Genomic DNA, 13145 nt, shown 5'->3' with positions numbered 1-13145 from the left:
TCGGCGCTGAATCAGTATAGCCCCCCAGGCTGCGCGCACTTCGTGTTGCTTCTCCTTCCCCCCTGCCGGGGGGCAACACCTGCGGCCCGGCAAAGCCGGTTCCGTGGTGTTTCTGGAATGGGCGGCGGGGGGCGTTTACCAGCCGATGATCATGATGATGCCCAGCACCAGGAAGATGGCGGCGGAGATGCCGTGCACGAGCTTGATCGGCACGCGCTGCACGATCTTGTCGCCCAGCCACACCACCGGCGCATTGGCCAGCATCATGCCCAGCGTGGTGCCTGCCACCACCCACGCATAGTCTTGCGTGAAGCGCGCGGCCAGCATGACGGTGGCAATCTGCGTCTTGTCGCCCATCTCGGCCAGGAAGAAGGCAATCACCGTGGTGCCGAACACGCCGAACTTGGACACGCCGGGAGCGTCGTCGTCATCGAGCTTGTCGGGAATGAGCATCCACACGGCCATGGCGATGAACGAGCCGCCCAGAATCCAGCGCAGCACCTCGGGCCCGAGCCAGCGCGTGATGTAGTTGCCGACCGCACCCGCCAGCGCGTGGTTGACGATGGTGGCAACCAGAATGCCCAGAACGATGGGCCAGGGTTTCCTGAAACGGGCCGCGAGCAAGAGGGCCAGGAGTTGGGTCTTGTCGCCCATTTCGGCGAGCGCAACAACGCCGGTTGCAACGAGAAAAGCTTCCATGATGACGTGGGGTTCCTTTGGCCGAAGGACGCAATTGACCATGCAACACCCTTCGGCCATTTTTATTCCGAAGTTGCACGGTCAAAGGTCTCGCCAGGTGTATTCACTGCACGCGCCATGTCCCGTGTGGGGCAGGACAAGTCTGTTGACGCGGGCCCTTCTCGCAGATCGGAAGGCGGCTACTCCCCAATGACGGGGAAGATTCTACCTGCCGTGCCAGGCGTTTTCTTCACCGCCGAGGGCCTGCCGCAGGCGCCCGTTGCGCTTTTTGCAAGGGGTACCCCAAGGCGCAAATTCCCGCTTGTATTTCGGATATTTCACTCATAATGCACGAGCCTCCCTCTTCATTTTGGTTGGTGAGGTAGCTCAGTGATCGGTCAGTTTCGCGCGACTCGACGGCTCTCGTTTGAGTGATGCTTTCGGGACTCCATCGCTTTTATTGATGTGTTTATAGGAGTCCCTCGATGGGCAACAAACTGTACGTCGGCAACCTGCCTTACTCGGTGCGCGACGGGGATCTGGAACAGGCCTTCGGCCAGTTCGGCGCGGTGACCAGCGCCAAGGTGATGATGGAACGCGACACCGGCCGCTCGAAGGGCTTCGGCTTTGTCGAAATGGGCAATGACGCAGAGGCACAGGCAGCCATCACCGGCATGAACGGCCAGCCCCTGGGTGGTCGCAGCGTCGTTGTCAATGAAGCACGTCCCATGGAAGCACGTCCCCCGCGCAGCGGTGGCGGCGGTGGCTACGGTGGTGGTGGCGGCGGTTACGGCGGCGGCGGCGGTGGTGGTGGGTACGGCGGTGGCGGTGGCGGCGGTGATCGCAGCGGTGGTGGCGGAGGCTACGGCGGCGGTGGCGGTGATCGCAGCGGCGGTGGTGGCGGCTACGGTGGTGGCGGTGGCGACCGCAGCGGCGGTGGCGGTGGACGCTCCGGCGGTGGGGGCTACGGCGGCGGCGGTGGCCGCAGTGGCGGCGGCGGCGGTGGTGGCGATGGCGGTTTCCGCAGCCCCTACGGCGCCGGCCCCCGTGGCGGTGGCGGCGGTGGTCGCAGCGGCGGTGGTGGCGGTGGCTACGGCGGTGGCGGCGGCAACAACGGCGGCTACTGAGCCCCGCGCCCCAAACGCACAAAGGTGCAACGGCACAAAAGACAAAAGGCTCCTCGGGAGCCTTTTTTCATGGCCGGCCGCTCAAGACGCGGGCGGCGGCGCGCTCAGGCTTCCCCGGTGCGCTTCTTGCGCCCACGCCCTTGCACCGCCCGGTCGAGCACGGCGTTGGGCAGCATGCGCATGACCTTCGCGATCACGCCCATCTGCCACGGAATCACGCGGTAGCTGGTGCCGGACTCGATGGCGCGCAGCGCCTGCGCGGCAAAGTCCTCGGGCTGCATGAGAAAGGGCATGCCATAGCGGTTGCCCTGCGTGAGCGGCGTGTCGATGTAGCCGGGGCACAGCGTCACCACTTTGACGCCGCTACCGTGCAGTTCGCCGCGCAGGCTCTCGCAGTACGCCACCACGCCGGCCTTGCTGGCGCAGTACGCGCCATGCCCCGGCAGCCCGCGAATCGACGCCACGCTGGCAATGCCCACCAGCCGTCCGCTGCCGCGCTGCACCATCGCCCGCACGAACGGGTGAAAGGTGGCGGCCAGGCCGACGTTGTTGGTGGCGAAGGTCTGCGTCAGCACGTCGAGGTCGGCGCGCTCCGCGGTGTCGATGCCCACGCTGATGCCGGCATTGGCGATCACCACGTCCGGCAGGCCCTGGGCCGCGATGCAGGCGTTGCCGGCGGCCACGATGCTGTCGGTCAGCGCCACGTCCGCGCTGTAGATCTGATAGCGGCTCGCGTCCAGTTGCCGTGCATTCGCCCACGATTGCGTGTCTGCCGTGCGGCGCGCGACCAGCGCGAGCCGATAGCCCGCGTCATAGAAGCGCGCGGCCAGCGCCTGGCCGATGCCGCTCGACGCGCCGGTGATGAAGACCAAAGGAGATGCAGCCATGTTCAGCGCTTTCTGGCCGGCGCGGCGCCGATGGCCGCCGACGGAATCAACACGCCGCGCACGCGGCCGTTCAGGTTGGCCACGCCGCTCAGGTTGTCGTAGTCGAGCGTGTCGCCGGTGAACTGGTCGGTGCCGCGGATGAGCGTGACGGGCTTGTTGGAGGTGACGCGCTCGGTGTCGACATACGCATGCAGGAAGTCGCCGCGGAACTCCAGCCGCGGCAGCGGCGCGCCATTGGGGGCCACGGCCGGGTCGCGAATGACGATGGCATTGCCGAACAGCTGGATCTCGCTGCCGTCGGAATTCGACAGCCCGCGGTTGGCCGTCGCACGGGTCACCAGGCCCTCGGGCGACACCGAGCGCAGGCGCACCTGGTCGACTTCCATGGTGTCGGTATCGGGGTAGTGCCGGCCTTCGGTGCCGTGCAGTTCGCTGCGCAGGTCGCCGTTGGGCAGGAAGTTCTTGATGACGAAGTCGCGCATGAAGTAGTCGGGCTCATGCGTGGGCGCGACCTTGGCGACCGGCTCCAGCAGCTTGGGCGCGTTGCGCACCAGCCAGTAGGTGCCCAGCGCAACAGCCGCCGTGAGAATGATCGGCAGGTAGATCGTGGCGCGGTCGAGCACGCCGCGCGCCATGCCCCAGGTGCGTTTCACGCTGTTCATGAATTCGGGTTCCGGTTCGGGCCCAGCGCCGCGTCGAGCAGCGCGCGGTACTTGCCGCAGGCGGTGAGCAGCAGATCGCAAAACTCGCGCGCCGCGCCTTCGCCGCCGCGCGCTTGCGTGACGTAGCGGGCCACGCCGCGCACTTCGGCGTGCGCGTTGGCCGGCGCCGCCGCAAAGCCCACGCGCGCGAGCACCGGCAGGTCGGGCCAGTCGTCGCCGATGGCCGCGGCCTGCGCCCAGGTAAAGCCGAGCTGGTCGAGCATGGCCTGAGCGGCGGGCAGCTTGTCTTCGGTGCCGTAGCGCACATGCTCGATGCCCAGCGCCTCGAGCCGCACGCGCAGCGGCTTGGAGTCGCGCCCGGTGATCACGGCCGGCACGATGCCCGCCTGGCGCAGCAGCTTCAGGCCGTAGCCGTCGAGGATGCTGAAACGCTTGAGCGTTTCGCCATGCTCGGTGAAGTACACGCCGCCGTCGGTCAGCACGCCGTCGATGTCGAAGAAAACAATGCGCACGTCCTGCGCGGCCAGCAAGGTCTCGGCCTGGAAGTCGAGCGGCATCAGATGACTTTCGCGCGCATCAGGTCGTTGGTGTTGATCGCGCCCACGATCACCCCCGCGCCGTCGATGACAAACAGGCGGGTGATGCCGCATTGCTCCATCAGCTCGGCGGCTTCCACCGCGAGCGCGTCCACGCGGATGGTGCGCGGGTTCTGGTGCATCACATCGGCCGCCTTGGGGCTGCGCAGGTCGGCGCCGGCCTCGATGAGCCGGCGCAGGTCGCCGTCGGTGAAGATGCCCGCGGCGCGGCCGTCGGGCTCCACCACCGCGGCGGCGCCGAAGCCCTTGATGCTCATGGCGCGCATCAGCTCGCTGATGGTGGCCGAGGGCGGCACGCGCGGCACCTCGTCACCCGAGCGCATGACGTCGCTCACATGCGTGAGCAGCTTGCGGCCCAGCGCGCCGCCCGGGTGCGAGCGCGCGAAGTCTTCCGAGCCGAAGCCGCGCGCGTCGAGCAGCGCCACGGCCAGCGCGTCGCCCATCGCCATCTGGGCGGTGGTGCTGGCGGTGGGCGCGAGGTTGAGCGGGCAGGCTTCCTTGGCCACGCCCGCGTCGATCACGATGTCGGCATGGCGGGCCAGGGTGGATTCGGGGCGCCCGGTCATGGCGATCAGCGGCACGCCCTGGCGCTTGACGACCGGCAGGATGACGGTGAGCTCGTCGACCTCGCCGCTGTTGGAGATGGCCAGCACCAGGTCGACGGTCTTGATCATGCCCAGGTCGCCGTGGCTGGCCTCGGCCGGGTGCACGAACATGGCGGGCGTGCCGGTGGAGGCGAGGGTGGCGGCAATCTTGCGGCCCACATGGCCGCTCTTGCCCATGCCCATCACGACCACGCGGCCGCGCACGTCGAGGATCTTGCGCACGGCCTCCACGAAGCTCGGGCCGACGCGGCTCTTCAGGCCGAGGACGGCCTCGGCTTCGATGTCGAAAGTCAGGCGGGCCCGAGCGAGGATCGCGTCGGGGTCGACCACGGGGGCCGGGGCGGGGCGGGAACTCATCGGCCGGATTTTACGGGCCGGGCCATGCAGGGATATGCCATCGCCTGAGGAAGCCCGGGGCACGGACATTGCTCTAGCATCGCCGCCTATGTCGTCGTTCGATCTCACGCTCCTGTATTTGCTTGCCGCAGTGATCGGCGTCGTGGCCTGCCGCTCCCTGAAGTTGCCGCCGATGCTGGGCTATCTGTCGGCCGGCGTGCTGATCGGGCCGCATGCCTTCGCGCTGGCGCAGAACACCGAAGGCATTCAGCACCTGGGCGAGTTCGGCGTGGTGTTCCTCATGTTCGTCATCGGGCTGGAGTTCAGCCTGCCCAAGCTGCGTGCCATGCGCAAGCATGTGTTCGGGCTCGGCCTGCTGCAGGTGCTGCTGACGATGACCATCGCCACCGTGGGCGCGCTGGTCATCGCCCACTGGCTGCCGCCGTCGTGGCGGCTGGGCTGGCAGACCGCGCTGGCGCTGGCGGGCGCGCTCACCATGAGCAGCACGGCCATCGTGGTGAAGCTGATGGCCGAGCGGCTCGAACTGGAAAGCGAACACGGCAAGCGCGTGATGGGCGTGCTGCTGTTCCAGGACCTGGCGGTGGTGCCGCTGCTGGTGCTGATTCCCGCACTGGGCGCGCCACCCGAGGCGCTGGCCAAGGCGCTGGGCTTTGCGCTCTTGAAGGCGACCTTCCTCATCGGCGTGCTGCTCTACGGCGGGCCGCGCGTGATGCGCTGGTGGCTCACGCTGGTGGCACGGCGGCGCAGCGAGGAGCTGTTCATTCTGAACGTGTTGCTGGTCACGCTGGGCCTGGCGTGGCTCACCGAGCTGGCCGGCCTGAGCCTGGCGCTGGGCGCGTTCATCGCGGGCATGCTGGTGTCGGAAACCGAATACAAGCACCAGGTCGAGACCGACATCCGCCCGTTCCACGACGTGCTGCTGGGCTTGTTCTTCATCACCGTGGGCATGTCGCTCGACTGGCACATCGTGGTGGAGCGCTGGGCGCTGGTGGGCGTGCTGCTGCTGGTGCCGCTGGCCTTCAAGCTGGGGCTGGTGACGGTGCTGGCGAAGCTGCTGGGGGCCACCTCGGGCGTGTCGCTGCGCACCGGGCTGTACCTGGCGCAGGCTGGCGAGTTCGGCTTTGTGCTGCTGACGCTGGCGCAGGAGCGCAGCCTGCTGCCGCCCTGGCTGGCCAACCCGGTGCTGGCCTCGATGGTGCTGTCGATGCTGTCGACGCCCTTCATCATCATGTACAGCAACGCCATCGTGCGAAAGCTGGTGGCCAGCGACTGGATGCAGCAGTCGCTGCAGATGACGAGCATCGCGCGCAAGACCATCAACACCGCCCAGCACGTGATCATCTGCGGCTACGGGCGTTGCGGCCAGAACCTGGCGCGCATTCTGGAGCGTGAGGGCATTCCGTACATGGCGCTCGACCTCGACCCCGACCGCGTGCGCCAGGCCGCGGCCGCCGGCGACTCGGTGGTGTTCGGCGACGCGGCGCGGCTGCAGGCCCTGATGGCCGCGGGCCTGGCGCGTGCCAGCGCGGTGGTCGTCACCTACCTGGACGTGCCCGGCGCCATGAAGGTGCTGGCCAACACGCGCGCGCATGCGGCCCATGTGCCGGTGATCGTGCGCACACAGGACGACCACGACCTTGAAAAACTGCAGGCCGCGGGCGCGACCGAGGTGGTGCCCGAAGCCATCGAAGGTTCGCTGATGCTCGCGAGCCATGCGCTGGCGCTGGTCGGCGTGCCGATGCGCCGCGTGATCCGCGTGGTGCAGGACCAGCGCGACGCCCGCTACAACCTGCTGCGTGGCTACTTTCACGGTGCGGACGACGACAACGCCGACGAAATCAACCACGAGCGGCTCAACAGCTTCACCCTGAGCGCCGGCGCCCGCGCCATCGGCCAGACGCTGGAGCGCGTGGCGCTGCCCACGCTGGGCGTGCGCGTGGTCAGCGTGCGCCGCCAGGACGGCAAGCCGCGCACGGCGGCCGAGGACACGGTGCTGTCGGACGGCGACACGCTGGTGCTGTCGGGCAAGCCGACGGCGCTGGCCGTGGCCATCGAGCGGCTGCAAAAGGGCTGACGCCGCAGGCCGCAGCCCGCTGCCCGCGGCCCCCGTCAGTTGACGAGGGTGGGGTTGCGCTTTTCTTCTTCGAGCCGCTGCTGGCGGCGCACCGCGTCGCACTGCGCGTGGGACTTGAACTCTGCCTTGAGGCACTGGCTGGCCATGCATTGCGCCTTGGCTATGAAGTTGCGGTCGTTGCACTGGGCCTGGGGTTCGGCCGGCGCGGCGGGGGCGGGCGGCGGCGGTGCGGCGGCGACGACGGGCGCCACGGGCTCCGGCGCAGTGGGTGCTGGCGCTGCGACGGTGGTCTGCTTGCGCGGCGGCTTGGCAGCAGGCTTGGCTGTCGAGCTTGCAGCGGCGGCGGCTGCCGAAGTTGTGTCCGCCGCGGCAGGCGCTTCGGCCGGCTCGGCGGACTGCGCGGCGGGTGGCAGGGCGGCCGCTGCCTCGACAGCCGGCACGGCAGGTGCGGCGGCGGGTGCGGCAGATGCGGCAGGTGCCGGCAACTGCGCGGGTTGCACCGTCTCGTCGGCTGCCACAGGCGTCTTGCGCGTTCCGTAGCCGTACCACCCCGCCACGAGCATTGCCACCGCAATCCCCAGGAGCCCGAGCCACAGCAGGATCACGCGCTTGCGTGGCGGGCGCTCGAGCGGCACCGGCCGGCGCGCGCTGGCCCTGGCCATGCCGCGCTCGGCCTTCGCGGCATGCTCCGACTCGAAGGTCGGCGACACGGGGCGCGGGGCAGGCAGATGAGGCGGGTCGTCGTAGCCGTCATCGTCGTCGTGCACCATGAAGACGGTTTGCTCGTCGTCGCGCGGGGCGGCGCTCGCCCTGCCGAAGAACGAGCGCGCAGGTGAGCGGACAGGTGGGCTGCTGCGAGCAGGCGCCGGGGCCGGGGCCGGATCGAACAGCGGCGCCGGGATGGTCGGCGCCCGCAACTGGGCGGGCGCGGTGGTGGCCCATTCGCGCTCGGGGCTGGGCGCCGGCGGAATGCGGTCGGCAGCGGCGGTCAGCGTGCTGCCGCAATGCCGGCAGAAATGGGCACCGTCACGGTTTTCCGTGTTGCAGTCCGGACAGATCAAGGCCATGGCGTGCGACTGACTACTCTCGGGAATCAAAAACAAAAGCGGGGCAACAGGCCCCTTCTGGAAGACGTCTGGCGGCAGGCAGCGCGCCGCCTCAGGTCACGGCCACCCGCTTGGAGCGGTGCGCCATGCGCTTGGCCAACACGGCGCCCAGCGCCATGGCCACTTCCAGCGCCATGTTGGGCTGGCGGTTCGACAGCTCGGCAAAGCGGATCGCATTGAGCCGCCACACGCGGCCCGCGCCGGTCACCACCACGTTGGCCGGGTGCGGCTGGCGCGAGAAGAACGAGCCTTCTCCCACCACCGAGCCCGGCGGCAGCACGGCCAGTTTCATTACTTCCTTGCTGCTGACACGGTGCACGCTGATGGCACCGCTCTCGATGAAGAACACCGAGCGGTCCGGCGTGCCCTGTTCGATCAGCACGTCGCCCACGCTGGTTTCTATCGGCTGCAAATAGCCGACCAGCGTTTCCCACTGCTGCACGTTGAGCGTCAATGCAAAGGCGTCGCTGCTCGTGTTCTCCGCGATCGCGCGGCTCAGGTTCTGGATGGACATGTTTTTTTAATCAACCCCGCAAGTTGGCGGAAGTATCCGCGAAGCCCGCAAGATTCGGCTACAACTGTTTACGCGTTGGGCTGCCATGGCCGCTATTTGCCGATGCAGAAGCGCGAAAAGATGACCCCCAGCAGGTCGTCCGCGCCAAACTCACCGGTGATCTCGTTCAGCGCGTTCTGCGCCAGGCGCAGCTCTTCGGCCAGCAGGTCGAGCAGTTGCGCCTGAGCCGCGAGGTGCGCCGCGGCCAGCGAGAGGTGCGTCTCCACCTGCGCCAGCGCCTGCACATGGCGCGCCCGCGCCAGGTACACGCCCTCGGGCACGGCCTGCCAGCCGGCCACGGCCAGCAGCTGCTCGCGCAGCGCCTCGATGCCCAGGCCGGTCTTGGCGGACAGCGCAATGCCCTGTTCGAGGTGCGCGTCGGGTGCCGCGTCCTGCTTGTTCCACACATCGAGCACCGGCACGCTGGCGGGCAGCTTGCGGCGCAGGTTGAGCAGGATGTCGGCGTCGGCGGCGGCGTAGTCGCCCAGGTGCGCGCGCGTCAGGTCGTGCAGGAACAGCACGGCGTCGGCGCTCTCGATCTGGCCCCAGGCCCGCGCCACGCCAATCTGCTCGACCTCGTCGCTGCTCTCGCGCAGCCCGGCGGTGTCGGCCACGTGCAGCGGCACGCCGTGGATCTGGATGGTTTGCGAGACCACGTCGCGCGTGGTGCCCGCCACCGCGCTCACGATGGCCAGCTCGGCGCCGGCCAGCGCGTTCAGCAGCGAACTCTTGCCCGCGTTGGGCTGACCCGCAATCACCACCTTGATGCCCTCGCGCAGCAAGGCGCCCTGACGCGCACGCTGCTGCACGGCGGCCAGTTGCGCCTGCAGCCTGGCGAGCTGCCCGGTGGCGTCGGCCTTCTGCAGGAAGTCGATTTCTTCTTCCGGAAAGTCCAGCGTGGCCTCCACCAGCATGCGCAGATGGATCAGCGCGTCGCGCAGCGTGTGGATCTCGCGCGAGAACGCGCCCGACAGCGAGCGGCCCGCGCTGCGCGCGGCGGCCTCGGTGCTGGCGTCGATCAGGTCGGCAATGGCCTCGGCCTGCGCCAGGTCGATCTTGCCGTTGAGAAAGGCGCGCTGGCTGAACTCACCAGGCTCCGCCACGCGCAGGCCGGCAAGGCGAGGGCGGCCGGTGAGCGGGTCGACTTCGGCCGCGGCCTCCAGGCAGCGCGCCAGCAGCAGCTGCAGCACGACGGTGCCGCCGTGGGCCTGCAGCTCGAGCACGTCTTCGCCGGTGAAAGAGTGAGGCGACGGAAAGTGGAGGGCCAGGCCGTGGTCGACCGGCTCGCCGCCCTTGTCCTTGAACGGCAGGTAGGTGGCTTCGCGCGGCTTGAGCGCGCGCCCGCAGATGGCCTCGATCAGCGGCGCCAGCCGCGCACCCGACACCCGCACGATGCCGACCGCCCCGCGCCCCGGTGCAGTGGCGATGGCGACGATGGGGTCGGAGGTGCGGGCGAGCATGGTGCGGATTCTTTCAGCAAAAAAGGGCCGCTTTCGCGGCCCTTCATGAGGTGGCTTGGGCGCCGAGCGGCTACTTCTTGGCCTTGACGTTGCCGAGCACGCCCAGGCGCTTGTTGATGAACCACTGCTGCGCAATCGACAGCGTGTTGTTGGTGATCCAGTACAGCACCAGGCCGGCCGGGAAGAAGATGAACATCACGCTGAACGCGAGCGGCATGATCCACATCAGCTTGGCCTGCATCGGATCGGGTGGCGTCGGGTTGAGCCAGGTCTGGAACAGCGAGGTGGCGGTCATGACCACCGGCAGGATGTACCAGGGGTCGGGTGCCGACAGGTCGGTGATCCAGAGAATCCACGGGGCGTGGCGCATCTCGACCGACGACAGCAGCACCCAGTACAGCGCAATGAACACCGGAATCTGAATCACGATGGGGAAGCAGCCGCCCATCGGATTGACCTTCTCGGTCTTGTAGATCCGCATCATTTCCTGCTGCATCTCTTGCGGCTTGTCCTTCAGCCGCTCGCGCATTTCCATGATCTTGGGGTTGATGGCCTTCATCTTGGCCATGCTGGCGTAGGCCTTGGCGTTGAGCCAGTAGAAGGCCGCCTTCAGCAGCACCACCAGCGCCACGATCGACCAGCCCCAGTTTCCGAGCACACCGTGCAGCTGGTTGAGCAGCCAGTACAGCGGCTTGGAGATGATGGCGAAGATGCCGTAGTCCTTCACCAGGTCAAGGCCGGGGGCGATGGCTTCGAGCTTCTTTTCTTCCTCGGGGCCCGCGAACAGCGTGCTGTTCACGACCTGCGTGGCGCCCGGGGCGATCTTGGGCAGCGTGGCGACCATGGCCACGGTGAACAGGTTGTCGCCCAGGTCCTTCACGCGGAATTCGCGGCGCAGCTGGTCGCTGACCGGGTCGCCCTTGAGCAGCCAGGCCGACACGAAGTAATGCTGAACCATGGCCACCCAGCCGTCGTTGGCGGCGGGCGGCGGCTCGACCTTGCCCTTGGCGATGTCCTTGAAGTCGAGCTTGTGGAACTTCTTCTCGTTGGTGTACGCGGCCGGACCGGTGAAGGTGTTGGTGCCGAACATGGTGCCGGCGGCCACGGTGCCGTGGCGCAGCAGCTGCATGTACAGCTGCGCTTCGCGCGGCTGGTCGCTCACGTTGACCACTTCGTGGCGCACGCCGATGGCGTAGTCGCCGCGGTGGAACACGTAGGTCTTGATGTACTTCAGGCCGCCGACGGGGGCGCTCTCGAAGCTCAATTCCAGCGTGTTCTGGCCGTCGGCCATTTCGCGCGGACCGGCCTTCGGCGTCATCGGCGTCAGGTGGTTGGGGAAGCGTTCACCGGTGTCGACCTGGTTGAGCAGGCCGGTCTGAGCGACGTAGCGGGTGGCGGGCGAGCCGTTTTCGAACAGCACCACGTGGGTGGTGCGGTCGGCTTCGTCGTACTTGCGCAGCTCCAGGCGGTTGACCGTGGCGCCTTCGCTGTCGATCGTGGCCTTGAACAGGTCGGTGGTCACGTTGACCTGCTCGCGCGGCGCGGCCGCAGCGGCCTGCGTGGGCACGGCGCCGGCATTGCCGGTGGTGCCGCTGCCGCCAGACGCGGTCGGCACGCCGTTGGCGGCAGGTGCGTTGGCGGGCGCGGCAGCCGTGACGGCCGGCTTGCTCGATGGCAGGAAGGTCGGCTTGTTGCCGTTGAAGACCTGCCATTGGTCCCACAGCAGCACCAGCGAGAACCCAAAAATCACCCACAGGATCGTGCGGCGGATATCGTTCATGACGAAGACTTCTTGTCGGAGGAGAGAAGAGACGAAAACAGCGATCCTGACTTGTCAGTGCGACGCTGTGATTTCGGTGGAACCGGATCGTGGCCACCCTGGCACCAGGGTTGGCAGCGCGCGATGCGGTGCAGAGTGAGGTAGCTGCCCTTGAGCGCGCCATGCACTTCGAGCGCCTCGATCGAATACACCGAGCAGGTCGGCGTGAAGCGGCACGACTGGCCGAGCCAGGGGCTCAGCAGCAGGCGGTAGCCCTTCACGAGGCCGATCAGCAGGCGTTTCATGATGAGGAGGAAGGTGCGGTGGGCGGCGCCGCCGGGGGCGGCACCGTGCGCGGAGCGGGCGCAGGCGGGCGCGCGGCCCGCGCCAGCAATTGCTGGAGTTCGGCGCGAACGGCTGCCTTGAGCTTGTCCGAAGTGGCGCTCACGAATTCCTTGCGATCGAAGCCCGCGCGCAGCCGCACCACGTGCGCGGCACGTGGCAAGGCAACGCCCGGAGCAGCGCTCACGGCGTAAATCTGGCGCTTGATGGCGTTGCGCGTGACCGCACGACGCGCCCAGCGCTTGGGCACCATGGCACCCAGCCAGACATCGTCGGACACGAACAACGGCTGTGCGCTCGACGCGAGGTCGAGCGCACAGCGATGCAATGCGAAATGGGCAGTGCGCGCCACGGTGGCACCTGCGAGGGCGGCCTGGAATTGCGCGCGGGTCTTGAGCCGCTGCATGGAAGCCGGGCCGCTCACATCGTGACCGGTCGAACCGGAAGCGCCAGCTGCTGGAGCCTGCGCTGACGTGTCGGCTGCTGGCAACGGCAGGTGGGCTGCCGTCAGACGGCCAGGCGCTTGCGGCCCTTGGCGCGGCGTGCGTTGATGACGGCACGGCCGCCACGGGTCTTCATGCGGACCAGAAAGCCGTGGGTACGGGCGCGGCGGACTTTGGATGCTTGGTAGGTGCGTTTCATGGTGATTTCCTAATTCCCTGTTCGCGCTGGCCCTTCGTGCGGAAAGCATGAAGAACCCGCGGGGCGCCGGGGGAGCGTAATGGGATGACCCAGGGAGACCCCTGAACTCCTACTCCTCGCGACAGTGACGAACGCAAAGAGGTTTTCAGGGAAACCCGCAATTATCGCAAACATTGGCGGCGGGGACAATCTTCGACTGGATTTGCGGGCCTTTCCCCAACCTTGCAAGCGTGTGGATAAGGCTTTGACAAGTTAGAATGCCGGGCGCCTTCCCGCAGAGAATATCCACAATACCAA

The 13145-nt window shown here is 67.9% G+C and carries 14 protein-coding genes and 1 riboswitch; of the genes, 2 read left to right on the top strand and 12 right to left on the bottom strand.

What is annotated here, in order from left to right:
- Nucleotides 1-135 precede the first annotated feature (135 nt).
- Nucleotides 136-699, bottom strand: a complete 564-nt coding sequence (locus VLK31_RS12890; protein WP_409168804.1) for a TMEM165/GDT1 family protein — start codon at nt 697-699, stop codon at nt 136-138.
- A 16-nt stretch (nt 700-715) separates the two neighbouring features.
- Nucleotides 716-899, bottom strand: a riboswitch (yybP-ykoY riboswitch).
- Between the two features lie 264 nt (nt 900-1163).
- On the opposite strand from VLK31_RS12890, the gene VLK31_RS12885 reads away from it, so the two are divergent.
- Nucleotides 1164-1805 carry an RNA recognition motif domain-containing protein gene (locus VLK31_RS12885; protein ID WP_409168803.1) on the top strand — a complete coding sequence of 214 codons (642 nt, stop codon included), beginning with the start codon at nt 1164-1166 and terminating at the stop codon, nt 1803-1805.
- Nucleotides 1806-1909: 104 nt separating this feature from the next.
- On the opposite strand, the gene VLK31_RS12880 is transcribed toward VLK31_RS12885, so the two are convergent.
- From VLK31_RS12880 to VLK31_RS12865, 4 genes are read right to left on the bottom strand one after another with little or no spacing between them, the layout of a single operon-like run.
- Nucleotides 1910-2692 (bottom strand): SDR family oxidoreductase, encoded by a 783-nt coding sequence (locus VLK31_RS12880; protein WP_409168802.1) that lies wholly within the window; start codon nt 2690-2692, stop codon nt 1910-1912.
- A gap of 2 nt (nt 2693-2694) precedes the next feature.
- Nucleotides 2695-3354, bottom strand: a complete 660-nt coding sequence (lptC, locus tag VLK31_RS12875; RefSeq protein WP_409168801.1) for an LPS export ABC transporter periplasmic protein LptC — start codon at nt 3352-3354, stop codon at nt 2695-2697.
- Entirely contained in the window at nt 3351-3911 is a 561-nt protein-coding gene (locus VLK31_RS12870) for a KdsC family phosphatase (protein ID WP_409168800.1), read from the bottom strand. Before VLK31_RS12870 ends, lptC begins: the two co-directional genes overlap by 4 nt.
- The gene (locus VLK31_RS12865) at nt 3911-4912 is read right to left on the bottom strand and encodes an SIS domain-containing protein (protein WP_409168799.1); all 1002 of its coding nucleotides are present in this window, start codon (nt 4910-4912) and stop codon (nt 3911-3913) included. The genes VLK31_RS12870 and VLK31_RS12865 overlap by 1 nt, the downstream gene beginning before the upstream one ends.
- 88 nt (nt 4913-5000) lie before the next feature.
- On the opposite strand from VLK31_RS12865, the gene VLK31_RS12860 reads away from it, so the two are divergent.
- On the top strand, nt 5001-6986 hold the full coding sequence (locus tag VLK31_RS12860) for a monovalent cation:proton antiporter-2 (CPA2) family protein (RefSeq protein ID WP_409168798.1): 1986 nt from the start codon (nt 5001-5003) through the stop codon (nt 6984-6986).
- Nucleotides 6987-7021: 35 nt separating this feature from the next.
- Here VLK31_RS12860 and VLK31_RS12855 read toward each other — a convergent pair whose 3' ends face one another.
- The 7 genes from VLK31_RS12855 to rpmH all read right to left on the bottom strand — a co-directional run bounded on the left by VLK31_RS12855 (nt 7022) and on the right by rpmH (nt 12848).
- Entirely contained in the window at nt 7022-8053 is a 1032-nt protein-coding gene (locus tag VLK31_RS12855) for a zinc ribbon domain-containing protein (protein WP_409168797.1), read from the bottom strand.
- A gap of 91 nt (nt 8054-8144) precedes the next feature.
- Complete coding sequence (locus tag VLK31_RS12850) at nt 8145-8606, bottom strand: Crp/Fnr family transcriptional regulator (RefSeq protein WP_409168796.1); 462 nt, start codon at nt 8604-8606, stop codon at nt 8145-8147.
- Between the two features lie 92 nt (nt 8607-8698).
- A complete protein-coding gene (mnmE, locus tag VLK31_RS12845; RefSeq protein WP_409168795.1) occupies nt 8699-10105 on the bottom strand; it encodes a tRNA uridine-5-carboxymethylaminomethyl(34) synthesis GTPase MnmE in 1407 nt (468 codons plus the stop codon).
- A 70-nt stretch (nt 10106-10175) separates the two neighbouring features.
- Nucleotides 10176-11885 (bottom strand): membrane protein insertase YidC, encoded by a 1710-nt coding sequence (yidC, locus tag VLK31_RS12840; RefSeq protein ID WP_409168794.1) that lies wholly within the window; start codon nt 11883-11885, stop codon nt 10176-10178.
- Nucleotides 11882-12169, bottom strand: coding sequence for a membrane protein insertion efficiency factor YidD (yidD, locus tag VLK31_RS12835; RefSeq protein WP_056574909.1), 288 nt, complete (start codon nt 12167-12169; stop codon nt 11882-11884). The genes yidC and yidD overlap by 4 nt, the downstream gene beginning before the upstream one ends.
- On the bottom strand, nt 12166-12612 hold the full coding sequence (locus VLK31_RS12830; protein WP_409168793.1) for a ribonuclease P protein component: 447 nt from the start codon (nt 12610-12612) through the stop codon (nt 12166-12168). Before VLK31_RS12830 ends, yidD begins: the two co-directional genes overlap by 4 nt.
- A 101-nt stretch (nt 12613-12713) precedes the next feature.
- Nucleotides 12714-12848, bottom strand: a complete 135-nt coding sequence (rpmH, locus tag VLK31_RS12825; RefSeq protein ID WP_007834827.1) for a 50S ribosomal protein L34 — start codon at nt 12846-12848, stop codon at nt 12714-12716.
- Between the last annotated feature and the right edge of the window lie 297 nt (nt 12849-13145).

The sequence above is a fragment of the Variovorax sp. H27-G14 genome (assembly GCF_046156345.1).
Taxonomy (GTDB): Bacteria; Pseudomonadota; Gammaproteobacteria; order Burkholderiales; family Burkholderiaceae_C; genus Variovorax.
This window is presented reverse-complemented; position numbering and strand designations above follow the sequence as displayed.